At 62.0% G+C, this 23,801-nt stretch carries 22 protein-coding genes; 16 read left to right on the top strand and 6 right to left on the bottom strand.

Annotated elements, in window-relative coordinates:
- Nucleotides 1–161 precede the first annotated feature (161 nt).
- Together N687_RS0109505 and sfsA are read left to right on the top strand one after the other, a co-directional pair.
- On the top strand, nucleotides 162–2,762 hold the full coding sequence (locus N687_RS0109505; RefSeq protein ID WP_029421637.1) for an MFS transporter: 2,601 nt from the start codon (nucleotides 162–164) through the stop codon (nucleotides 2,760–2,762).
- 46 nt (nucleotides 2,763–2,808) lie between these two features.
- Nucleotides 2,809–3,510, top strand: coding sequence for a DNA/RNA nuclease SfsA (gene sfsA, locus N687_RS0109500; RefSeq protein ID WP_029421636.1), 702 nt, complete (start codon nucleotides 2,809–2,811; stop codon nucleotides 3,508–3,510).
- Between the two features lie 118 nt (nucleotides 3,511–3,628).
- On the opposite strand, the gene N687_RS0109495 is transcribed toward sfsA, so the two are convergent.
- From N687_RS0109495 to N687_RS0109480, 4 genes are all read right to left on the bottom strand, one after another.
- A complete protein-coding gene (locus N687_RS0109495) occupies nucleotides 3,629–4,651 on the bottom strand; it encodes an NADP-dependent oxidoreductase (RefSeq protein ID WP_029421635.1) in 1,023 nt (340 codons plus the stop codon).
- A 268-nt stretch (nucleotides 4,652–4,919) separates the two neighbouring features.
- Complete coding sequence (gene rocF, locus N687_RS0109490) at nucleotides 4,920–5,816, bottom strand: arginase (protein ID WP_029421634.1); 897 nt, start codon at nucleotides 5,814–5,816, stop codon at nucleotides 4,920–4,922.
- Entirely contained in the window at nucleotides 5,813–7,030 is a 1,218-nt protein-coding gene (locus tag N687_RS0109485) for an ornithine--oxo-acid transaminase (RefSeq protein ID WP_029421633.1), read from the bottom strand. The genes rocF and N687_RS0109485 overlap by 4 nt, the downstream gene beginning before the upstream one ends.
- A 112-nt stretch (nucleotides 7,031–7,142) precedes the next feature.
- Nucleotides 7,143–7,373 (bottom strand): hypothetical protein, encoded by a 231-nt coding sequence (locus N687_RS0109480; RefSeq protein WP_029421632.1) that lies wholly within the window; start codon nucleotides 7,371–7,373, stop codon nucleotides 7,143–7,145.
- A 225-nt stretch (nucleotides 7,374–7,598) separates the two neighbouring features.
- Here N687_RS0109480 and N687_RS0109475 point away from each other — a divergent pair, with 225 nt between their 5' ends.
- Nucleotides 7,599–8,987: a sigma-54 interaction domain-containing protein gene (locus N687_RS0109475; protein WP_029421631.1), complete on the top strand. Its 1,389-nt coding sequence runs from the start codon at nucleotides 7,599–7,601 to the stop codon at nucleotides 8,985–8,987.
- Nucleotides 8,988–9,260: 273 nt separating this feature from the next.
- Here N687_RS0109475 and N687_RS0109470 read toward each other — a convergent pair whose 3' ends face one another.
- The gene (locus N687_RS0109470) at nucleotides 9,261–9,467 is read right to left on the bottom strand and encodes a hypothetical protein (protein ID WP_029421630.1); all 207 of its coding nucleotides are present in this window, start codon (nucleotides 9,465–9,467) and stop codon (nucleotides 9,261–9,263) included.
- A 270-nt stretch (nucleotides 9,468–9,737) separates the two neighbouring features.
- On the opposite strand from N687_RS0109470, the gene N687_RS0109465 reads away from it, so the two are divergent.
- Nucleotides 9,738–10,271 carry a Uma2 family endonuclease gene (locus N687_RS0109465; protein WP_029421629.1) on the top strand — a complete coding sequence of 178 codons (534 nt, stop codon included), beginning with the start codon at nucleotides 9,738–9,740 and terminating at the stop codon, nucleotides 10,269–10,271.
- Nucleotides 10,272–10,377: 106 nt separating this feature from the next.
- On the opposite strand, the gene N687_RS0109460 is transcribed toward N687_RS0109465, so the two are convergent.
- Nucleotides 10,378–11,064 (bottom strand): macro domain-containing protein, encoded by a 687-nt coding sequence (locus N687_RS0109460; RefSeq protein WP_231493448.1) that lies wholly within the window; start codon nucleotides 11,062–11,064, stop codon nucleotides 10,378–10,380.
- Between the two features lie 787 nt (nucleotides 11,065–11,851).
- Between N687_RS0109460 and N687_RS0109450 the strand changes: the two genes are divergently transcribed.
- The 12 genes from N687_RS0109450 to N687_RS0109395 all read left to right on the top strand — a co-directional run bounded on the left by N687_RS0109450 (nucleotide 11,852) and on the right by N687_RS0109395 (nucleotide 23,790).
- Nucleotides 11,852–12,496: a sigma-70 family RNA polymerase sigma factor gene (locus tag N687_RS0109450; protein WP_029421627.1), complete on the top strand. Its 645-nt coding sequence runs from the start codon at nucleotides 11,852–11,854 to the stop codon at nucleotides 12,494–12,496.
- A 155-nt stretch (nucleotides 12,497–12,651) separates the two neighbouring features.
- Complete coding sequence (locus N687_RS0109445; RefSeq protein ID WP_029421626.1) at nucleotides 12,652–12,864, top strand: flagellar biosynthesis anti-sigma factor FlgM; 213 nt, start codon at nucleotides 12,652–12,654, stop codon at nucleotides 12,862–12,864.
- A complete protein-coding gene (locus tag N687_RS0109440; protein ID WP_029421625.1) occupies nucleotides 12,857–13,165 on the top strand; it encodes a hypothetical protein in 309 nt (102 codons plus the stop codon). Before N687_RS0109445 ends, N687_RS0109440 begins: the two co-directional genes overlap by 8 nt.
- 22 nt (nucleotides 13,166–13,187) lie before the next feature.
- Entirely contained in the window at nucleotides 13,188–14,669 is a 1,482-nt protein-coding gene (flgK, locus tag N687_RS0109435) for a flagellar hook-associated protein FlgK (RefSeq protein WP_029421624.1), read from the top strand.
- A 27-nt stretch (nucleotides 14,670–14,696) separates the two neighbouring features.
- Nucleotides 14,697–15,632, top strand: a complete 936-nt coding sequence (flgL, locus tag N687_RS0109430) for a flagellar hook-associated protein FlgL (protein ID WP_029421623.1) — start codon at nucleotides 14,697–14,699, stop codon at nucleotides 15,630–15,632.
- Between the two features lie 67 nt (nucleotides 15,633–15,699).
- Entirely contained in the window at nucleotides 15,700–16,563 is an 864-nt protein-coding gene (locus tag N687_RS0109425; protein ID WP_029421622.1) for a flagellin, read from the top strand.
- 74 nt (nucleotides 16,564–16,637) lie between these two features.
- A complete protein-coding gene (gene fliD / locus N687_RS0109420) occupies nucleotides 16,638–18,452 on the top strand; it encodes a flagellar filament capping protein FliD (RefSeq protein ID WP_029421621.1) in 1,815 nt (604 codons plus the stop codon).
- Between the two features lie 12 nt (nucleotides 18,453–18,464).
- Nucleotides 18,465–20,462 carry a motility associated factor glycosyltransferase family protein gene (locus N687_RS0109415; protein ID WP_029421620.1) on the top strand — a complete coding sequence of 666 codons (1,998 nt, stop codon included), beginning with the start codon at nucleotides 18,465–18,467 and terminating at the stop codon, nucleotides 20,460–20,462.
- On the top strand, nucleotides 20,419–20,757 hold the full coding sequence (gene fliS / locus N687_RS0109410) for a flagellar export chaperone FliS (RefSeq protein WP_231493447.1): 339 nt from the start codon (nucleotides 20,419–20,421) through the stop codon (nucleotides 20,755–20,757). The genes N687_RS0109415 and fliS overlap by 44 nt, the downstream gene beginning before the upstream one ends.
- The gene (locus N687_RS0109405; protein ID WP_035462126.1) at nucleotides 20,741–21,358 is read left to right on the top strand and encodes a hypothetical protein; all 618 of its coding nucleotides are present in this window, start codon (nucleotides 20,741–20,743) and stop codon (nucleotides 21,356–21,358) included. Before fliS ends, N687_RS0109405 begins: the two co-directional genes overlap by 17 nt.
- Before the next feature lie 175 nt (nucleotides 21,359–21,533).
- A complete protein-coding gene (locus N687_RS0109400) occupies nucleotides 21,534–22,667 on the top strand; it encodes a motility associated factor glycosyltransferase family protein (protein WP_197029254.1) in 1,134 nt (377 codons plus the stop codon).
- A 118-nt stretch (nucleotides 22,668–22,785) separates the two neighbouring features.
- Complete coding sequence (locus tag N687_RS0109395; RefSeq protein WP_029421616.1) at nucleotides 22,786–23,790, top strand: polysaccharide biosynthesis protein; 1,005 nt, start codon at nucleotides 22,786–22,788, stop codon at nucleotides 23,788–23,790.
- Nucleotides 23,791–23,801 lie beyond the last annotated feature (11 nt).

The following is a 23,801-nucleotide window of genomic DNA, read 5'->3' as shown; positions in this document are numbered from 1 at the left end:
GCAATACGGAATTTGGCTGGGGGTCGATTGTTCTATAAACGTACGAGGTCCTATAATATACCAGAGCAAGCAAAACACGTTGTGGCAGTATGCGGTATGTTGCAACAGTTCCTGGTTATCCTGCAAGACGGCTCAGAAGATTTCCAAGGGGTTGCCGCACCGTGCTGGTACATCTTACGGAGCGACAAAAATCGATGGCTGTCCACGTGTATGCTGTCAACATCTATGCGTTCTCGCTCAACTTCCACACCTCGGCCCTGCTCACCATCGTCGTGCCCGCGGCCTTGGAACGCTTGACCGGGCCTCGGCACACCCAGGTCCTCGGTCAACTGGCCGCCATCAGCGCCCTCGTCTCCATGCTGCTTCCGCTCATCGCCGGGATCTGGTCCGACTCGGTCAAAGCGCGTGGCGGAAAGCGCCGCCCGTTCATTCTGTACGGAGGCCTGATCAACGCCCTCGGGCTCTTTGGCATGTACGATACCAATGACTTCGGCCTTTGGGTGATCTCGTTTTTGTTTTCGATTGTCGGCCAAGGGATCACCATTGCGGGGTACCAAGCCCTGTGGTCAGACGTGGTTCCGGCGGAGTCGCGCGGCGTCGCGGCCGGTGGACAAGGCGTCGCCACGCTGCTGGGCAACATCTGCGGGCTGGTTTTGTCGGGGATACTGGGACCGCGCAGGGTCGTCGCCGCCATGGCCGTAGCGATGTTGGCAGGGATGCTGGTCACGGTGTGCTGGGTCCGTGAGCCCGACTCCAGCGGGATCGAACGGGAACCCACGGGGGGACAGCGACGAGGCTACCGTTCGGACGCCGGGAACAGGCCACTGTCGATCACGCGGGCCCTGCGCCCGCCTGCCGCCAACCGGCGTGACTTTTTCACCGTCTTCTGGGCGCAGGCGTTTGTGACCTTCGGCATGACGCTGCTGATGACCTTTGTGATGTACTTTTTCCAAGACGTCCTGCACATGCACAACCCAACGGCAGGCACTGCGGGTGTCGCTTCCCTGGCGTTGTTCGGGGCAGTCCTCTCCAGCATCTACCTGGGTCGCATCTCGGATCGGATGCAGCGCCGCAACCTGGTGGCCCTCTCCGGCGCTCCAATGGCGCTTGCCGCCATCGGATTTGCGTTCTTGCAGTCGCCGTCGTGGCTGTACGCGTTTGCCGTGATGTTCGGCTTCGGTTACGGCGCCTTCCTGTCCACCGGTTGGGCGCTCACGGTGGACGTTCTGCCGGACGCCAGCAGCACCGCCCGCGATCTCGGCATCTGGGGCGTCGCGTCCACCCTTCCCGCCGTCATCGCTCCTGTGGTCGGTGCCTGGCTGCTCGGGCGGTTCGCGGGGCCGAGCCATGGGTACCAGGTTTTGTTTGTGCTGGCGGGCGTCAGCCTGGGACTGGGCGGCCTGACCGTCCTGCGCGTCGGGACCCGGACGCGGTCCCCGCTCTGGGGTGTCCCGCTGCGGTTGTTGATTGCCGTGATCGTCGCGGCCGCTGTGCTCGTCCAATGCCGCGTGCGCATCGACGGCCGGTTGCCGCGGCGGCGCGGATCGACACTCGTCATCTCCAATCACCTGCACGACCTCGACGGCATGATCATGCCGGCCTGGCTGACTTTAGCCGGACCGTGGCGGCACCCCGTCTATTACGCGGCATCCCAGCGCCTGTTTGAACCGGGCTTCCTGGCGATGCGGTTCCCCAAACTCAAGCGTTTCTTGCGCCGCGTCAACCTCGGTCCCCTGTTCGCCGCGGTTGGCGTGCGCCCGATAGAAAACCAACCGCTGTCCCGCCCTTTGGCCAGTTACGGGTATCAGGTGCTGCAGGCGGCCGGAAACCGGCCACTCGGCGAAGTGTTTACCGGGCAGGCTCTGCAGGAGTTGGGCCTCCGTCCAGAGGACCGGCTCTCCGCACTGTGGAGCGCCGCCGCTTTCGACGCGGCACAACGCCCCGCTTCGCTGACCGCACTGCGGCGCGAGGTTCGAATCCAGGTCCGTGAGGCGGTGCGCGCCGTTTTGACGGAACAAGTGAACGATCTGTTGAAGGAAGTGGAGACAGGCGGAACCCTGTTCCTCACGCCGGAGGGCAAGTACAGCGATGACGGCCTCCTGCACCGGTTCCGGCTGGCGTATCAGCCGCTGTTCCGCGCAGCCCGCCAACATTACATCGCCGCCATCTCATACGATCCGTTCGCATACAGACGACGCCTCGGCGTTTGGGTGCGCATCGTGCCCGTGCCCCCGGCTCAGGATGTCGTCCAAATGTTGCGCTCCCACCGCGTGATCACTGTCAGTCAGGTGATCCTGCATGTCCTCACGGCAGGGGTCCCGCGTCAGCCCGGTTCCAGGGATGAGGAATCCCTCCCGGCGCGGATGTGCGGCCAATCACAGGCGCATCGCCCGTTGGTGGCGGCCGGTCGGACACACGCGGCCGGCGCCCCCGCGGGGCTCACCCTAGCCGATGTGGAACGGGGCGTCATGCACTTCTTGGAGCAGTTGCCTGAACCCGTGCAGGCGGCCGCGGATCTTCGCGCCAACCCGCGCCGTGCCGTGCGCCGTGCGCTCAAATCCATGGTCCGCGCGGGCGTGTTGCGGGAGACAGCCGGCCGGTACTCGCTCCGGGCGTGTAAGACCGACAGACACTTTCCCAACGTACCGGACATCGTGTCTTTTTTCACCAACTCACTGAACGAGACGCTGCAGGCGGCGGACGGTGGCCGCGGTTCCCCTGGGGATGGCGGAAGAGCTCCAGATCCGCGCGACGATGTGTGACCAGGTGTTTCGATAGGACGCATACCGCAGAAATGAGGGAAGCTGAGTGACGTATGACGGCGTGGTGTACGGGCAGTGGATCGAACGGATCAACCGGTTCGTGGCGCGGGTCCGCCTGGGCGGGGAAGAGTTGCGGGTCCACGTGAAGAACACCGGCCGGCTGCGGGAGCTGTTCGTACCCGGGGCGACCGTGGCCATGGAGCCGGCGAAGGACCGGACGCGGGCGACCAGGTACTCCGTGATCGCCGTTCGGGCTCCGAGCGGATGGGTCAATGTGGATTCCCAGGCGCCTCACCGGGTGGCGGGCGACGCACTGGCCGCGGGTGGAATACCCGAGTTCGGCGTAGTGACGGACGTTCGCCGGGAGGTGCGGTACGGCCATTCTCGCTTCGATTTGCAGTACCGGTCCTTGGGGAGAATGGGCTTCATCGAGGTCAAGGGCGTGACCTTCGTGGAGGACGGCGTGGCGAAGTTTCCGGATGCGCCGACGGGCCGCGGATCGAAACACGTGAACGAGTTGATGGCCGCGGTGCGGGAAGGGTACGAGGCTGCGGTGCTCTTCCTCATCCAACGCGAGGACGCCCGGGCATTCGCGCCGAATGGCGCGATGGATCCGGTGTTCGCCCGCGCCCTGGAGGAGGCGGCGGACTGCGGCGTGCGCGTGTTGGCCTATCGCTGCCGGGTGGGTCCGGATGCGCTGGAGCTCGATACCCCGGTGCCGGTGGTTCATGCCTGGGCTTGGACGTGATCGTGGGACGCCTCCCGTGGACACCTCTTCGGATGGGTCAGGCTGACCGGGCGGGGGTCCCCCCTGCGGGGCCTCTGCGGGGCACTCGTGGGCTGCCCCGCAGGGCGGACCCACCGGGTCACGCCTGGGCCGGTTGACTCGGTTCGGCCACCTTTACCAAGAGCTTGCCAATGTTGTCGCCGCGGAACAGGCCGAGGAAGGCATCGGGCAGGCGCTCGAATCCGTCCACCACCGTCTCGCGGCACTTCAGCCGCCCCGACTGGTGCCAAGCGGCGAGGCGGCGGAGCCCTTCGTCGAAGCGGCGGGCGAAGTCGCTGACGATGAATCCCTCGGCGCGCAGCCGCCGCATCACGAACAGCGGGAACAGGCGCGGGCCCACCTCGGGTCGCTCCAGATTGTACGCCGCGATCTGGCCGCACAACACGATGCGGCCGAAGTCGTTCATCTGGAACAGCACGGCGTCGGTCACCGCGCCGCCGACGTTGTCGAAGTAGACGTCGACGCCGTTCGGGCAGGCCTCGCGCAGGGCGGATCGGAGGTCGTCCGCCTTATAGTTGATCCCCGCGTCGAATCCCAGCTCCTCGGTCAGATACCGGATCTTCTCGTTCGATCCCGCGACGCCCACGACCCGGCATCCGTTCATCTTCGCCAGTTGGCCGGCCACGCTTCCGACCGCGCCGGCGGCGCCGGAGACGACCACCGTCTCCCCGGGCTTCGGCCGGCCGACTTCCAGGAGGCCGAAGTAGGCCGTCAGCCCCGTCATGCCGACGACGCCGAGTGCGGCGGTCACCGGGCGGAGGTTTGGATCCACGGGGCGGATGCCGCGGCCGTCCGACAGGGTGTACAGTTGCCACGGCAGATCGCCAGTGATCAGATCTCCCGGGCGGTAGGCGGGATGGCGGGATGCCACCACCTCGCCGATGCCGCCGCCGCGGATGGGTTCACCGACGGGAAACGGCGGCGTGTACGACTTGACGTCGTTCATGCGGCCGCGCATGTACGGATCGACCGAGAGCCACAGGGTCCGGATCAACACCTGGCCCTCGCGCGGCTCGGGGATGTCGGAAGACACGAACTGGAACGTGTCCGGACCCGGCAGACCGACCGGACGTTTGGCCAAGAGAATCGCCTGGTTTTTCACGGTGCAACGCCTCCTCACGGACAACGCCTGATTGGGGAAATGCGAGTGCGACTGACTGTGCGGATGCTGTGTTTGACACAAAAGATAGCACAAAGATCCACACGATGACGAACGGTCCTGTTCGAGGGATGCGCCGTGCTCTTTCTGGGCGTCGGCCTCTGGCGTACGCTTGGAATGTGGCGGAGCGGCCGGGCCGGGGGATCGACAGGCCCGGCCGTTGCCTTCGGGGTGGCGGTGCGGCGGAGGATGAAGAGGGCGCGATGATCAGTCACATCACGCGCTTGCCGAGCAGCGACTCCACCAGCTCCACGGCCATGCGGCCGGTCTGATTGCGGTGGTCGAGGATGGGGTTGACCTCGACCACGTCGACGGACAGGAGGCGTCCGGAGGCGGCGAGCAGCTCCATCGCCAGGTGGCCCTCCCGGTAGGTGACCCCGCCGTTGACCGGGGTCCCGACGCCGGGGGCGAACATCGGATCGATCGCGTCCAGATCCAGGCTGAGGTGAATCCCGTCCGTGCCGTCTCCCGCGATGCGGATGGCCTGTTCCATGACCGCGCCCATGCCGAGGCGATCGATCTCGGCCATCGTGAACACGGTGATGCCGGACTGGCGGATGAGGCGGGCCTCGTCGGGATCGATGGAGCGAGCGCCGACGAGCACCACGTGTTGCGCCTTCACCTTCGGCGCGGGGCCGCAGAGTTCCGTCAACGACGGGTGGCCGAGGCCGAGGCTCGCAGCCAGGGGCATGCCATGGATGTTGCCGGACGGGGTGGTCTCGTCCGTGTTCATGTCTCCGTGGGCGTCGAACCAGATGACGCCAAACCGCTTGCCGGCCGCCGCGACGCCGGCCAGGCTGCCGATGGCGATGCTGTGATCGCCCCCCAATACCAGCGGGATCTGGCCCGCGGCGACCACCTCCCGCACCCGTTCGCACAGGGCCGTGCAGACGGCGACCACCTCGTCGAGGTACTTCAGCTTCTCGTTGTCGATGTGGCGCGTCTCCGGTGTCGGGACGGGGACGTCGCCGAGGTCCATCACGTCGATGCCCATGCGGCGCAGATTCTCCCGCAGTCCGGCGTAGCGGATGGCGCTCGGCCCCATGTCGACGCCGCGCCGGCCCTGCCCGTAGTCAGACGGCACGCCGATGATGCGGACAGGTTTCATCCTCGGATCCCTCCCTCGCAGGCGTCGTTCAACACCCGTTCGATCCGCTCGAACGCCCAGTCCAGCGTCTCCTCGTCGATGACGAGCGGTGGTGCGAAGCGGATGGTGTGTTCATGCGTCTCCTTGCACAACAGGCCCTCTTTCATCAGCCGCTCGCAGTAAGGCCGGGCCTTCGTATGCAGTTCGATCCCGATGAACAGCCCCCGCCCGCGGATCTCGCGGATGACGGGGCTGTGCAGGGTCCGCAGGCGCGTCAGGAAGGATTCGCCGAGCCGGCGGGATCGCCCGGGCAAATCCTCTTCCTCGATGACCTCCAAGGCGGCGATCGCGACGGCGCACGCGAGCGGGTTGCCTCCGAAGGTCGACCCGTGCGATCCGGGATCGAACACGCCGAGCACCTCCCGGCTTGCGGCGACGGCGGACACCGGGAACACCCCGCCGCCGAGGGCCTTGCCGAGGATGTACACGTCCGGCTTCACCCCTTCCCAGTCGCAGGCGAACATCCTGCCGGTGCGGCCGAGGCCGGTCTGAATCTCGTCGGCCACAAACAGCACCCGGTGGTCGCGGCACAGCTCGTACGCCTGCCGCAGGTAGCCGTCCGGCGGGATGACGATGCCGGCCTCGCCCTGGATGGGTTCCACGAGGAACGCGGCGGTGTTCGGCGTGATGGCCTGGCGGAGGGCAGTGATGTCTCCATACGGGATGACCTTGAACCCGGGCGTGAGCGGACCGAAGCCGCGCTGGTACTCGGGGTCCGACGAGAAGGAGATGACGGTGGTCGTGCGGCCGTGGAAATTGCCCTGGCAGACGATGATCTCCGCCTGCCCGTCGGGCACGCCTTTGACGTCGTACGCCCACCGGCGCACCGCCTTCACGGCTGTCTCCACCGCCTCGGCGCCGGTGTTCATCGGCAGGACCATGTCCTTGCCCGTCAACTGGGCGAGTTTCTCGTAGAATCGGCCGAGCTGGTCGTTGCAGAAGGCGCGCGAGGTGAGGGTGATGCGATCCGCCTGCTCCTTGAGCGCCCGGATAATTTTCGGGTGCCGGTGGCCCTGGTTCAGCGCCGAGTAGGCGCTGAGCATGTCCAGGTAGCGGTTGCCCTGGTCGTCCCACACCCACACGCCCTCGCCGCGCACCAGCACCACGGGCAGCGGGTGGTAGTTCTTGGCACCGTACTGTTCTTCTAACCGCAACGCGGGGGATTGCGTCTGCATGTCCGATTCCTCCTCTGGATGAAGCCAGCCGCCCATAGTATTCCAAATGGCGGCCTGCAGACACACGGTATGAGCAAGAAACATGCCAAGGATGGGTCAGCCCGCGGCGGGGTCAGCGCGGCCTCCGGCGGGCTTGCCGCGGGCGGTCGTCCTTTGCCAATACGAGGGTGTGGTCGCTGACGAAACACAGTCGGTACCCTCGCGCCAGGATGGTTTCCAGGGCGTATGCGACGGTGCGGCCGAGGAGATCGGCGATCACGATGTCGGGGTCCATGCTGCTGCCGGCGGTGACCACCATCTCGGCGCTGCCGGTGGTGTTGATTGAGAGGAAGATCACTTTCATCCTGCTCCCTCCGTTCATCTCCCATCGGATGCGCGGAGGGAGGGATCTGCCCGGGCGGAGGGCGGAGCCGGGCGGTGCGAGGGGCAGCTGTGCGGGTTCACTCGAACGTGGCATCCCTTGCGCAAACCGAATTTGCGCAGAAAGCCGCATGCGCGCAAACAGAGTTTGCACAGGCAACCAATCGAGCTTACCCTGGAAGGAGGAACCGGAAACGGAGGGCGGACGATGGAAGACTGGCAAGCGTGGCGAACCCTGGTGGCGCAGCTGTTGGATCACCTGGAGGAAGGGGTGCACGTGGTCGACGCGCAAGGAAGGACGGTGTTTTACAACGCGAAGATGGCGGCGATGGAGCAGATGCGGCCGGAGGACGTCCTGGGGCGGCCCATCCAGGAGGTGTTCCGGTTCCAGGAGACGGACGGGAGCACCCTCCTGGAGGCGGTACGGGAGGGGCGCGTCACCCGCAACGTGCGCCAGACCTACTTCAACAGCCACGGGACGCGCATTACGACCATCAACCACACGTATCCCCTCCGGATGGGCGATCACGTCGTCGGCGCGGTGGAAATTGCCCACGACGTGACCCGGGTGGAGCGGCTGCAGGAGCACCTGGCGGCAGGAACCGGGGCCCGGTACACCTTCGATGCCATCATCCGCGCCAGTGCGGCGATGGACGAAGTGGTGGAGCAGGCGCGGCGGGCCGCGCGCACCGATTCCTCCATCCTCATTGTCGGGGAGACCGGGACCGGCAAGGAACTGCTGGCCCAGAGCATTCACCAGGCCAGCCCGCGCGCCGCGGGACCGTTCGTGGCGCAGAACTGCGCGGCCCTGCCCGAGGCGTTGATGGAGGGGATCCTGTTCGGGACTGCGAAGGGCGCGTTCACCGGCGCGATCGACCGGCCCGGCCTGTTTGAACAGGCCCACGGCGGGACCCTGCTGCTCGACGAGCTGAACGCCATGAGCCCGGTGCTGCAGGCGAAGCTCCTGCGCGTCCTGCAGGAGCGCACGGTGCGGCGCCTAGGCGACACGAAGGAACGGCGGGTGGACGTACGGATTTTGGCGACGATGAACGACGATCCGCTGGACGCCCTGTCGGCGGGGCGTCTGCGGCGGGACCTGTTCTATCGGCTGAGCGTCGTGACGCTGGCGCTGCCGCCCCTGCGCGAGCGGATGGAGGATGTGCCGGTGCTGGTGCGCACCTTCATCGGCAAGTACAACCGGCTCTTCGGGCTCAACGTGCAAGGGGTGGCGCCCCATCTGATGCGGGCGTTTTTGCGCTACCACTGGCCGGGCAACGTGCGCGAGCTGGAGCACACGATTGAAGGGGCGATGAACCTGGTCCAGGGGGAGGAGTGGGTGCAGATGCACCACCTGCCCCTGTACCTGCGCAGGCGGTTCGAGGGAGAAGCCGAAGCACCGGCCACGGCAGGCGTGGGCTCCATAGCGGAGAGACGCGGGCGCCTGCGGGATCGACTGGCTGGATACGAGCGGGCGGTTCTGGCGGACGTACTCGCCCGCAACGGGGGCAACATCTCGGCGGCGGCGCGGGAACTGGGGACCACGCGGCAGAACCTGCAGTACCACCTGCGCAAGGCTGGGCTGCGGCCGCGCGGGTGAATCCACCAGGTCATGTTGCGGGGGGTGCCAGTGCAAGAACTCGTGCCGAGGACCCGCTCCGGGACAGGGGCGTCCGGTTGGAGAGGTCCGCTCGCGCTGGGCCAGGTTCGATGAAGGGAGTCAGCGGGGACGGTGAGCTGAGCGGCCCGGGCCTGCCGTACCTGGTGAGCCTCACGGGCCACCCGGCCCACGAGCTCTGGACCTTCGTGGCCCCATCGGCACCAGGCCCGGGCGCTTCACGAGACGCGGGAATTGACGCGTGCCAAACCGCGATCAGGGGCGATGCGGTGTCTGGCAACCGGGACAACCGGGATCGATCGTCACCTGCTGCTGGGCAGGCTGCGTGTAGTACCTGGGCACGTTGACGATGACGTTGCGCTGCACATGGATCACGGGTTGAACCACCGGCTGCTCGCGGTAAACGTAGCAGTCATGATAGACATAAACCGGCGGACATACGATCGGGGGACACGGTTTCATGGGTGTCAACCTCCTTTCTGGTTTGTATCATGACATGCCGGGACAAGCGCTTGTTGACAGGGACGGATGGCTGAAGGCAGACGCCCTGTTCGCTGCAAACGGGCCCTGGAACCGCCGGAATCGTTTCCGTATACTGGTGGCAAGAGAGCGTGACAGGCCCCGCGTCTCGCGCCGTCGATCCGCCTCCTCAAGCAGGGTACCGGTCTGCGGACGGTGTCCTATCACCAGTTTACGAGCTTACGGGGACCTAGATTGGATGGGGGTGGGCGTATGGACCTAGATCAGGTGCGCGAGGCGCTGCCAGAGCGGTACGAGGTCATTGGCGGCAAGGTGTACGACCTATCTCCGCCGCCAGCTGAGCCGCACCAGCGGATCGTCGGCGCAATCTATGCACAACTCTATGCGTTTCTGAAGGGAAAGACGTGCCGGGCATATGTGGCCCCGTTCGGCGTCTGGCTGGACGAGGCGAGCGGGGATTACGTCGAGCCGGACATCACGGTCATCTGCGATCCGGCGAAGATTCAGCACAAGGGGTGCGTGGGGGCGCCGGATCTGGTGATTGAAGTGCTCAGCCCGTCGACGGCGGTCAAGGATAAATCGGTTAAGCGCGACCTGTACCGGGAGAAGGGTGTGCGTGAGTACTGGCTGGTCGATCCGATGCACCAAACGGTGGAGGTGTACCGGTTCGAGGGCCCGGCCGGCGGCCCGATGGCAGCGCCGGCGGTCTACGGCGTGGAGGATGTGGTGTCAGCCGGCGTGTTGGACAGCGTGTCGGTGGACCTGCGCGACGTCTTCGAGCCGTGACAGCCGGGCTCACGGGGCCCGGATTTTCTCCAGGGAGCTCGGCCTGCCACGCGGCTCAGCCACCCGCGAGGCTCAGCCGTGTAAGCGGCTCCGCATGCCGCGTTGCTCAGCTCTCCGCCAACACCGCCCGCAGCGCCTCGGCGTACACGTCGTAGTCGGCGCGCGTGAACAGCACCATCCGGACCTCCGCGATCCCGCCCGGCCCATGGTGGCTGGTGGCTGCGTCCCGTGCCTTTGCCTCACCCATCCCGGCCCTCTCGATCCGCTCGGCTGCGTCCTTCTCGCTTGCCCCAGCCGCATCTCCGCTGCCACGAAGGAAATCCACGATGGTCCCCAGCGCAATCCGCGATGCCCAGCGCACATCGCATCCGAACGCCCCCGTGCTGATGGACGGGAAGGCGACGGATTTCAACCCCGCTTCCGCCGCCAACTGGAGGCAGTTCCGGTAGGCCGCCGCGAGGAGGCGGTCCGGGTTCGGATCGATACCGCAGATGGGCCCGACCACGTGAATGACGTGCCGGGCCTTGAGCCGGTAACCGTTGGTCATCACCGGCTGGGCCGTCTGCACGTACGCGCCGCCCAGCACCTCCTGGCGGATGCGCTTGCATTCGGTGAGCAGCTCCGGCCCCGCCGCCCGGTGGATGGCTCCGTCCACGCCGCTGCCCCCGAGCAGCGTCTTGTTGGCCGCGTTGACGATGGCATCCACATCCTGTTCGGTGATGTCGCCTTGAACCAATCGGAGGGTGCGGCCTGCCACATTCACCTGCATATCGTTGCACCTCACTTCCGGCATATCGTCCCCGGTCCATCCTGTCGTCTGTCTGAATGATAGCACACGTACCTCGGCACACCACCGACGCGTGGCCTTTGGCCTGGTCCCGAGGATTGGAGGATTGGAGTCTCTTGAAATAGACGCCCATAGTCGGGGCCCCGATTGTGAGAAACCACCCCTTATATGGCAGTCCACAGAGCCACCCCGACTGGGCTTCTGGCAGATTCGGGACAGCCTCCGGGAGTACAAGCGTCCGCGCCGCGACCGGTTCGCCCGCAACTTCCCGCGCACGGCGACCAACAAGGTGTTGCGGCGCGAACTGCACGAGCGGGCGTAGGGGGTGAAGACGATCTCCGTCATCACCCTGATCCGCCCAGTTATCTGGTGCATATGCCAACGAGATGTAAATATGTAAATAGAGGATGTTTCGCCACGACGAGCGAAGTCCGCATCATCCCGCGTGCGTATAGGGATAGAATCGTGAACATCTTCGATGAGCTGACGGGAAACGCGTTTGAGGATGAGGTTGCACAATACAGAGAGGTCTATAAGGAAATCCTCCTCGGCGTGCACAGGGATATGGAGACCCTGCGCAAGCGGGTTCACGAGTCCGGAAGTCGGTGTGGTGGGAGTATGCAGGGGCAAGTATAATAAACACAAGATGGGGTAATAGATGCATGCATTGGAAGACGTGACCATAGCCGTCAGTCTTCAAGCGCATGCGCCGGGTCATCTACTCGACGCGCATTTCTTAACTCGGCAAGGTGTTACGGCGCAGTCCGTGCGTTCTCGATGAAGGAGGCAGCCGATGAGCCCGCACATCTCTGGGGAGAAAGCAAACTGGCTGCGTTGTGACAACAGGGATTCAGAAACGCAGATGTTCGTCAATTATCTTCACCTCGTGGATCGGGTGGCCCATCAAGTCAAGCGCAGACTTCCGCCTCACATCTGTTTGGATGATCTGCGCGCGGCAGGGATGGAGGGACTGTGGACAGCCATTCGCGCATACGACCCCAACCTCGCGGTACCGTTTGATGCTTACGCCCGTGTTCGGATTCGGGGTGCCATTTTCGACGAACTGCGCCGCATGGATGAACAGTCTCGCTACAGCCGGCAACGGCAACGACAGGCCTACGCCGCCTATTCCACCCAGACTCAGGCTGTCACCCGCGTTTCGCTCGATCAGGAGGAGCGGCATGAGTGGATTGTGGACGATTCGGTAATCCAGCCTGAAGAGGCTGTGTTGCGCTCTGCTGAGGTGGCCGCGTTGAACCGCGCGTTGGCCAAGTTGTCGCAGCAAGAACAGTTGGTGCTGGCGATGGTGTTCATCGAGGGGCTCAGTCTCACCGAGACAGCCGAAGTGCTGTCGCTTTCGCGCAGCCGCGTGAATACAATCTATCACGGTGCACTCAAGAGCCTTCGTGGTTCGCTCCTCCGTGCCCGTGCCCGTTGAACACAATTCTACGAAAATCGACGAAAACGACGCCTACCGGCGTCGTATTTTTGTGTATTCGGCCGAAATAAACAGTAACGCTGGAATTTGACCGAATTTGACAAGGTCACTTTCGCCCCGATCGTCCGATATGGACGGCGGAAGGAGGGGATGACATGAACGGACCAGAGTTCCGGCCCGTTTCTCCGGAGCCTGTCAAGACCGATTCCCTCGATGCGAACATAGCGAAGCGCAGCGCAGAGCGGCAGCAGAAGATTGCCGAATTGAAGGCTCGCGTGGAGTCCCAGCAGTATTCGATAGATTTGCAGAAATTGGCACAACGCATTCAAGAGAGCGGTGTCCTGGATGACAACATCGCTCGTGAGTGAGTTGCAAGATTTGTTGGTGCGGATGGAGCGTGCGGTGTTGGCACATGACGTTACGGAAGTACAGCGACTGACCGTGGCACAACAGGCGTGCGTCTCGAAGCTGGCGGAAGTGGCGAAACACGATTTGGACGTGCGTGAACAACTCCGCCGCTGTGCTCCAGAACTCCAAGACCGGCTTCGACATGTGCTGGAATTGCTTCAACAGGGGATGGATCTGGCGGATGCCGCCGTCCGCCTGCTGTATCACCGCCAAAGGGACGCGGCCGCGTCCGGAAAGACGCGAGCAACCTACTTGGTTTGACTTCGTGTGAAGGAGGTTCCACATGCCCTCCACGTTTCTGCCATTGCAAATCGGCCTGTCCGCGCTTCAATCGTCCATGTTGGGCGTCGAGACTGCCGGGCACAACATCGCGAACGCGAATACACCGGGTTACGCGCGCGAGGTGGTGGACAATGAGACTCTGCCGTCCCTGGAGGTCTATACAGACCATGTTACATACATCGGAACGGGTGTAAACGCCCGCGGCCAGATCCGAATCGACGATACGTCTTTGGACAAGCAGTACTGGGACAACAACACCCAGCAGTCGTACTGGCAGACGCTGAGCACGGAGTTGAACCAGGTGGCGCAGGTGTTCAATGAGCCCAGCGGGACCACTCTCCGCCAGAGCCTCCAGGACTTCTTCAACGCCTGGAACCAACTCGCGCAGTCACCGTCGGATATGGGTGCGCGGGCGGCTGTCTACGAGGCCAGCGTACAGGTCGCCGGTGCTTTCCGGACTACTGCCGGTCAATTGCAACAGAATTACACGCGTTACCAAACGGAAGAAACTGATGCTGTCAACCAGTTCAATACGCTTCTCGGCGACCTGGCGGCTGTGAACCAGCAGTTGATAGTGTTGGCGAGCCAGAACGGGATCAATGGTTCCTCAGGGACGTCGACCTCTTCCGGGCCGAACGACTTGTTGGATCAGCGCGATGCATTGCTGGATCAGTTGTCCCAGTACGCGAAACTGGACGTCACGTACCACAACGATGGATCGGTCGATGTCGGCGTGTACATCCGTGCGAACGCGACGGGCGGCTTCAACAATACGTCTCCTATACCAGTGAGCATGGTCTCCGGCGGGACTGTAAACGGGAACATCATTTCGGCGAGCCCGAGCGACGCCACCACCAACACGGTCAGCGTCCAAGATTTACTGGACAGCGCCGGTCAGTTGCGGAGCCTGTACGACATGGCGCAGTACATCCAGAACGCAGACGGCACGAGTGGTGTGCTGGACCAACTGAACACGCTGGCCCAGGAATTCATGACCGCGGTGAACAATCAGGTCGCGCAAGGGTACGGCCTCGACGGCCAGCAGTATTCGCAGTTGTTCACCGGCACGTCCGCGAGTGACATCCAGGTCGACTCGACCAACTTTACCGCCGACCATTTGGAACGGTTGCCTGCGGCAGGACCGAACTCCAACAGCGGCGCGGACCAGACAGACGGGGACAACGCGCAGGCCATCGCCAATCTGATGACCGATTACGACGTTGTGGGTGCCGGTGGTGGGGCGGTCGTGACGTATAACGGGATTGTCACCCGACTGGGCACCGACGGCCAGGCGGCGAATCAGCGCAATCAGACATTCACGTCGTTGACGACGCAGGTGAGCAACCTCCGCCAGTCCGTCCGCGGCGTGGACATCAACGAAGAGATGGCCCGCATGATTGAGTACCAGCAAACCTACCAGGCGGCCAGCCACTTCATCGCAGTCTTCAACGAAATGCTGTCAACGCTGATTCAGCAGGTGTGACGGACGCTGACGGGGAGGTGACGCGTGATGAGAGTGACCACGTTTGGGATGAATGCGCAGTATCTCAGTGATTTGGACCAGATCGTGTCCAAATATCAGGACCTGTCGCAGCAGCTCTCGACAGGCCGCAAGCTGAACCAACCCTCGGACGATCCGGTGGCCATGGCGGCCGATATCCAGACCCAGACAGTGCAGGCCCAGGTTTCTCAATGGTCGAGCAACGCGGGAGCAGCTCTTAGCCAGATGCAGACTGCCGACGCCGCCCTGAGCACCTTGGAAAACATCCTTGGACAGGTTCGGACCGAGGTCGTGCAGGCTCTCAACGGTACCAATACTGCGCAGGACTTGAACCAGATCTGCGCCGTCGTCCAACAACAGACGGCGGCCGTGGCGAATGTGGCGAATACGTCCGATGGCGGCCAGTATATCTTCGCTGGCACCAACGGCACCCAGGCGCCTTGGGACACCAGCAGTGCCACGTGGAAGGGGAACTCCAATCAACGCACGGTCGTCATCGGCGGCAGCGTCACGGTCGCGGTGAACGTCGACGGGGAAAGCCTGTTCGCGACCGCTCCATCGGGGGCCAGCAAAGGACTCCTGGCCACGGGCGGTGCAGGGGCACCACCCAACTCCGGCGTGCTCCAGCAGATTCAGGCAGACCTTGCCAATGGGGATATGAATGGTCTGCGCACGGATCTATCCGATCTGGATGCAAACATCAATCAGGTGATTGCTATGCGGTCCGACCTCGGCGGACGGATGACGCTGGTACAGGCTGCACAGACGCAGCTGTCGCAGGCGTCCAATCTGTTGCAGCAACAGAAGGGCAAGCTGGAGGACGCGGATCTGGCCCAGGTAATTAGCCAGCTCACCACACAGCAGACGGTGTATATGGCCGCTCTTGCAACCGGTCAGCACCTGATTCTTCCGACTCTGGCGGATGTTTTGAGTAATACGCATTAAGGTTGGTCCCGCCAAGCCGCAAGGCTTGTTGGACATACACATCTTCTTTTAAGGGAGGAGCAGAGTCATGAGCTTCGCGATCAACACCAACGTGACGGCTCTGAACGTGTTGTTCAACTTGAACCAGAGCCAGTCGAGCCTGCAGAAGGTCTCGAACCAACTGTCGTCCGGCTATCAGATCAACAGCGCGGCGGACGACGCTGCGGGCCTGTCCATTGCCACGAAGATGCTGAACCAGATCAACGGTCTGAACCGCGCGGCTCAAAACGCGCAGGACGGCCTGTCCATGCTGCAAACGATGGAAGGCGGTCTGAGCAGCATCCAGGACATGTTGGCGCGCATGCGCACATTGGCACTGGAAGCCGCCAACGGTACGGAAACGACGGCGGACCGCTCGCAAATTGTGGCCGAATTGCAGCAGATTCAGCAGGAAATCACGCGGACAGCGCAGACCACCCAATTTAACACGCAGACGCTGTTGACCGGTTTGGCGAATGGAGGAATCACATTCCAGGTAGGCTCCCTGGCTTCCGGTACGCAGGTGATTACTCTGAAGGCCAATGCCGCCACCATGACGGCGACAGCTCTGAACATCACCGCGACCGCCATTAACAATATAGCCGCCCTTACCAGCTTGGCTTCACAGCAGGCGGCAGCATCCGCATTGGTGTCGATTCTGGATACGGCAATCTCCACCGTGTCGAAGTTCCGCGCCACGGTCGGTGCGGTGGAAGACCGCCTGAATTTTGCGGTCAGCAATCTGCAGACCGAAAGCACGAACCTGTCTACAGCACGTTCGCGCATCATGGACACCAACATGGCAGCCGCGATGACCAACTTCACGAAGGAGCAGATCCTCGTGAACGCCGGTATTTCGATGTTGGCGCAGGCCAACCAGATGCCCGGTATGGTGCTCAAGCTGTTGGGTTAATGGAGCATTGGGCGGCGGGGCGCGGAACGGGCGCCCTCGCCCGCCTACTTTTCTCGGTGCAGGAGGGATGAGGGATGTCCATCAACCTTGGGGGGATGCAGTCCCTGTCGCTGATGTCCGGGCAGATCGATTACTCCCAGATCATTCTTCAGTTGGACCAGATCAACCGTGCACCGGGGGACGCTCTTAACCAAACCATTCAAACGTTGCAGAAGAAGTCGGACGACTGGTCGCACGTATCCAGTCTTGCACAACAGGTGCAGAACGACCTCGTCACGCTGGCGTCTGTAAAGACATTTCAGGCCTACACCACCTCCGTTTCCGGTGTGGATTCAGAGTATCTGACAGCCACTGCAAGCAGCAACGCGGTTCCCGGAACGTACACCATCAGTTGGACCCCGGGACAGGTGGCGAAGTTAACCTCCGGGAACGGTTTTCAAATCGGAAATTCCGCCTCCGGGACCGATGCGGTCACCGCTCAAAAGTTTAGCCAACCGGTGACGATGGGCACCTTGACCGCCACGGTCGGAGGGACGACATATACGCATACCGTCACAGCTTCGGACACGATTCAATCCATCATGAACGCGCTGTTGGGCACCACCAGCGGATCGGATCCGAACAGCGGATCCAACGCCATCACCGGAGTCAGCTGGTCCTTATCCGGAAACAAGATCACGGTAACCGCTCCCTCTGGGTTGAATGTGGTGTTCGGCAGTGCAGGGGATTCCAGTAACTTCTTGCAGGTGGTGGGCCTGGCGGGCCAATCGACCACCCAATCGAACCCCGTTGTCAGCGGGATTGTCGGGCATGTGCAGTTGAACACGTATCTCGGGAGTTCCAATTTTGGGCAGGCGCTGACGCCGACAACGGCCGGTCAGTTGTCCATCAACGGCGTTACCATCTCTTACAACACCAGCACCGACACGCTGCAATCGGTCATTTCACGCATTAATTCGTCCAAGGCGGGCGTAACCGCAGCGTACAATCCGTTGACCGACACCGTGACGTTGACCTCGAACACGTCGCAACCGATTACAGTGCAGGACCTCACCGGCAACCTCGGACAAGCGCTTGGTTTAACCAGCAATGCTTCGGTGGCACCGAACGCTCAGGCGGGACAGCCCTGGACCTACACAGTGAATGGGGCTCAACAGACAAGTCCATCGCCCACCGTGCAGAATGCTATTCCGGGCGTGAGTTTCACGCTGCAGGATCCATCGGAAGGAGGGTCTTCGAGTTCGCCTCCCTATTCCGCCACGATTACCGTGAGTCAGGACACGACTGCGTTGACCAAAGCTGTCAACGCGTTCGTCACCGACTTCAATACCCTGTACAACACCCTGCAACAGCTGACGGGTAAAGGGGGCGACCTGGAGGCGGATCCGGCCATGTCGTCGCTGGCGTTACAGTACATGAACGCGGTTTTGGATCCTGTTCCGGGAGCCTCGCAATACGCACAACAATCCGTGTTCGGCATTGGCATCACCAACGGATCGATTGGATCCACACCCGGTTCGACCAACAGTTTGCAGGTAGATTCGACGGCCCTGACCACCGCATTCCAGAACGATCCCAATGAGGTGCAGGCCCTCATTCAGGGGATGGCCGCGCGGCTGAATGGGTTATTGACAAACCTCACGGGCCAGGTGAACACCCTGAACCCCAAGGGTTCGCTGAGCAGTACATATACAGGAATTGCCCAGTCAGAAAAGAATATGTACTCTGCGGAAATCCAGAGTGTGCAACGACAGCAGCAGCAGATCTACGATATGGCCACATCGCAGGAGCAGATGATGGTGCAAGAATTTACGCAACTGCAACAGTACCAGGCGCAGATGGCAGCCCAGCAGAGGGCGTTGCAGGCGTTGTTTTCCAGCCTCGGATGAGAGGGCGGTCATATGAGTGACGTGTGGGCGGCGAACTACACGATTCTGAAACAGCGTTGGCCCGTGGTGGCGGACGTTCTGGCGTCGGTTGCCCCCAGTCCACAACGTCGCGCTGTGGTCAATTCACGCGGTGTGTGTGTTGTCCAGCACGAACAGACTGGGCGTTGGTTGAACTTGACGAGCGCGTACGACCCTGTGGGAGAAGCGGTGCGTCAGGTTGCGCGCGCCGATATCGCTTCCGCGCGGCACGTCTTCGTCGCCGGAGAGGCGGGCCTGTATCATCTGGAAGCGGCATTGCAGGCGGCTTCTTCGGATAGCCGTGTCTATCTCATTTCAGCCTGTCCCGAGTATCTCCGCGCGGCTCTTGAAGCACGCGATATGGCGGACGCTTTACTGGACCCCCGGTTGGTGCTGATTGTAGACGATGACGTCAAACGCATTCGCTCACAGCTCCATGTGCATCTGGGCGGGGACACCTTTCAGGTGCCGACTTTCGCATGGGTTTTCCATCCTGTGGAGGCGGCGATTCAGCGGTCTTTCTTTGACGAATTGACGTTTGCTCTTTACCGCTCTGTACAGACTGTATTCACAAACCAAAACACTACCGCCTTCTTTGAACGGGCGTGGACGCGCAACTTCTTGTGCAACCTTCCCGCTGTTCTGAGCGGTGTGTCGGTGTACGATCTGGCGAACACATGGCGCGGTAAACCGGCCATCGTGATTGGTGCCGGTCCGTCTCTGAACAAGAACATTCACCTGTTGGGAGAGTTCCGTGATCGCGCTCTGCTCCTCAGTACAGACACTGCCTACCGCGCCCTGCAGCGTAACGGCATCTGTCCGGATGTGATTGTGACGCTCGACGGTGGGGATCTCAATGCACTCAATATGGAAGGTTGCACGTATGAAGATATCCCGCTGCTGATGGAGGTGTGCACCCACCGCGACATCGTGCGCCACAGCAGGGCGGGGAAGGTGCTTGTGGCAGGAGGAACCACGTACCAGGGGTGGCTGGACGAGATCACTGGCGAGCGACGCCCTCTTCCGGTGTTTGACACCGGGGGTTCCTGCGCCACGGCCGCATTTGCCTTCGCACGGCTGTTGGGTGCTGATCCCGTCATCCTTGTGGGGGAGGACCTGTCCTATCCCGGTGGCGCCTGTTATGCGGAAGGGACCGCGAATGCCTCTCGTACCGTGGAACAACTGAAGGGACGGAAATTGTACGAGGTGGAAGACATCTTCGGCCAGACGGTGTACACGACCTACGACTACCTGTACTACCTCAGGTGGTTTGAAGACGCAGCCAAAGTACACGACCGCACTTACATCGACGCCACGGAGGGCGGTGCGCGAAAGCGCGGATACGAAGTGCGAACCCTGTCTGATTGCCTGCCACTGTGTCCGCGTCGCCCCGAAGAGGCCGCGGAGTGGCGCGGGCGTCTGCAACCTCGTACACTTGACGGTGATCGGATTCAACATACGCGCGCTCGACTGCGCCGTTCCCGACTGGAACTTAGGTGTGTGGCGCGTCTGCTGGCTATCTTGGCCCGGTATGGCCAGGACTACCTCGATGCGTTGGAGGCCAAGGACCCCGTATGTGTGGATAAGGCCACGCGTGCCATCGCGCGGGGACAGGCCAGGTTGTCCTCACATCGTTTGGCCATGAGGCTCTTGGACGCCTATTCGTACCGGACGTTGTTTACCGATGTCCAGATGGCTGAAGAGATTCAACGAAAACGCCAGGAGAACGATGAGGACAATTCCGGAGCAAGGCTTGTCGCGGCTCAGACCGTTCGCCTGTTCCTGGATCTGCGCCTTCGCGCGCTCGATGCCGCAGAGATGCATCTGGACGCGTATTCCTATTTTGACACTTATCCATTTGTGACGGAGGAGGGAGATCCGGGACATGTATCCGAACGTGTACAGGCAGGCCAGCGTGCAGACGGCCACACCGGGGAAACTGTTGATCATGCTGTACGACGGGCTAATTCGATTCGCCCAGCAGGCGATTGAGGCACTGGAAGCTAAGCGATTGGAAGAGGCGCACCGGCGGCTCATCCGTTGCCAGGAGATTGTCTCGGAACTGCGCGTGACGCTGGATCGAGATCGTGCGCCTGAATTATGCGATAACCTGAACGATCTCTACGTATTCTTTCACGGCCGATTCATCGAAGCGAATCGCAACAAATCGCCGGAGCCGGTTCAAGAGGTGCTTCCACTGATTCAGGAGTTGCGCGAGGCGTTTGCGCAGGCGGAACGTATGGCAGTGATGGAAAGGGCGGATGAAGTCAGTGGAACTGTACGTTGACGGCGTGTTGCAGAACGTGGCCGATGGCACCTCTCTGCAGGATGTTCTGCGCAGTGCGGTAGAGGATGTAGAGCGGAGTGGTCGCCTCGTACGCCAGCTCGTGGTGGACGGGCAGGATCACGTCATCGCCGATGTGTTGAATGGAACGGTGTTACTTGCTAACGCCAATCGAATTGACTTGGCGTCCTGCACCATCGACGAGATGGTAGAGGATGCGTTGGCGTCATCCGCCGAAATGTTGCCATCCTGGCTTCGTGTCATGGGTGCATCCGCGGAGGCTTTTCAGGTAGGCGATTTCGCTGCAGGCATGAAACACTTTGCGGAATCGCTCGACGGTCTTCGTTGGCACCTCAGCCTCCTGGAGGGGTTGTGCACGCTTCATCCAGGGCCATCGAGTGTACATGATTTCTCGGAGCGTCTGCGGACGATAGCATCGTTACTGGATGAAGCTTGTCAGGCACAGGATACCGTCAGTCTGGCGGACATCTTGTCGTTCGAGGTGCGGCCTTGGGCAGAGGACTGGCAAGCGTTTCTGGAAATGTTTTTTCAACAGATGAAGTGGGAGAGGGCGAAGAGCAGGCTCCGCTCCGATGTAACCTGATTCCTACAAACGTCATGTCAATTCACCGGGCACCAGTCGGGGATGATGAATCATAATGCGAGGGCATTTTGAGGTTCTGACGGGTCGCGGCGGCTCTGCGACCCTGCGCAGCGTCAGAGAGCGAACCGTGTTTTTGCACAGTCAGTATGATCCTGTTCGAGAGGCGGAGGCTCTCGTGCGAAGCTGGCGCGTAGATTCCTCGGAGTGTTCCCTGCCGGTGCTCGGACTCGGATTAGGATACCACATCGAAGCCTGTCTGCTCCAGCATCCGCACATCCAAGAGATCGCGGTGATTGAACCGTATCGCGAAGTGGTGGATCTGGCCCGTGAGGTTCGTCCACAGGTCTTGAGTGATCCGCGGGTGACGGTGATCGTCCCAAAGGACGAATCGGAGTGTCGCCACGTGTTGGGAGCCTGTGACATGTCTCGGCTGCGGGTTCACCCTCCATCGGTCGAGGTGTTTCCCTACGCATCCATGCGGTGGCTCATCCAGGAGGCGCAGATGCTGCGTGCATCCGTGGAGCGGAATGTCGGAATGTTGGATATGAACTTCGCAGCGAATCGCGATGCCGTTCGTCCAGAAAACGTGTTCACAGGAATGCGAGACCGTTACGCTGGGAGTATGGGGATTGTCGTGGCTGCGGGGCCTTCCCTGAACGAGGCCATTCCCTGGCTGCCCCAATGCGCACGTGCCGGTGCGGTGATCCTTTCCGTGGGTCAAGTGCTGCGTAAACTGCTCCAGAACGGCGTTGTGCCCCAGTACGTGCTGGTTACGGATGGCCAGGAGTTTGTTGCAGAGCAATTGAAGGATCTCCCGGTTGGACCGCTGCCGACGCTCATCTGCACACCCACGGTACACCCGAACCTGCGGGATACGTACGGCGGCGATATCCTGTGGGCGATGCAGCGAGGGTATGCGCCGAGCGAGGAACTCGCGGAGCGCCACGGGTGGGATACATTTGAGGTGGGAGGATCCGTGGCGACCCTTGCGCTGAGCGTGGCACATCATCTCGGCTGCGATCCGATTGTGTTTGTGGGGCAGGACTTGGCATATGTGGACGGAAAATCCCATGCGGAAGACACTCATCATCAGCACATATTCATTCACGGTGATTCATTTCGGCGGATATGGACGGAGTCAGTCACCGGAGAGGAGATTGAGACGACACTGTCGTGGAATTCGTTCCGCCACTGGATTGAGCGGTTCATTCGGGATCACCCCGACCGAACCTACCTGAATGCGTCGAGGGGAGCACATATCGCCGGTACGCAGCACGTGTGTCCGTGGGCGATGGAATCGCTTGTGTAGCTTGGCTCATCCCCAGAGGGCCGGCTCGACAGGGTTCCATACAGGACCTTCGGACGAGGCAGGTTGCTGGGCACTTCTTGTCGAAATCAGTCGTAGAACGGCGACGGAGTGGTGGATCATGGTGGCGGAGTTCTTTCGGGGCAAGCGAATTCTGCTGATTGGCGGAACCGGTACGGTGGGGCGAGGTTTGCTGCGGGCCCTGTTGCGCTTCGAACCACGCGTGATCCGGGTCTTCAGCCGTGATGAATTCAAACAGTTTGAGCTGCAGACTGAATACGCCAATCACTCCAACATCCGCTACCTTCTCGGGGACGTTCGCGACACGTCGCGTCTGATTCGCGCCATGGAAGACATTGACGTCGTGTTTCACATGGCTGCGCTGAAGCATGTACCCGCATGCGAGTACAACCCTTTCGAAGCGGTACAGACGAACATCATCGGCACGCAAAACGTGATCACTGCAGCCATGGCGGCGGGCGTGGGCAAGGTGATTGTCACCAGTACTGACAAGGCCATCAGTCCCACCAACACCTACGGCGCGACAAAACTCGTGGTTGAGCGGCTGGTAGCGGCTGCGGAGCACGCTAAGGGATCCGCCAGCACGGTGTTCAGTGCAGTGCGCTTCGGCAACGTCATGGGCTCACGCGGATCGGTCATCCCGCTGATCAAACGACAACTTCTGGAACGACGGCCGGTGACGGTAACAGATCCAGGGATGACTCGCTTCATGATGACGCTCACCCAGGCTGTGGAACTCACTCTGCGTGCCGCGGTGTGGTCGCATGGAGGAGAGTTGTTCATCCTCAAGATGCCTGTACTGCGGTTGGGGGATCTGGTGGAGGTCGTGCGAGACGAAGTGAGCCGGAAATACGGCGTGCCGCGTGGGGAGGTCGAAACCATCGGCCTGCGCCCGGGAGAGAAGCGGTATGAGGAGCTGATGACGGAAGATGAATCCAGGCAGGCCGTGGAATTGGACCACATGTTTGTCATTCCACCCCCGCACGCGCATTGGCATTACGCCGATGCCGCGCCGGCGGCGGTGGGCACCTACAGATCCAATGACATCCCTCCCATTGATCGGGAGCAGATTCGCCATTGGGTGTTGTCGGAAGGACTCATTTAGTGGAGGGAATG

It is taken from the genome of Alicyclobacillus macrosporangiidus CPP55, from assembly GCF_000702485.1.
Classification (GTDB): Bacteria; Bacillota; Bacilli; order Alicyclobacillales; family Alicyclobacillaceae; genus Alicyclobacillus_H; species Alicyclobacillus_H macrosporangiidus_B.
Note: the sequence above shows the minus strand (reverse complement) of the source record. Positions and strands in the feature narration are given on the sequence as shown.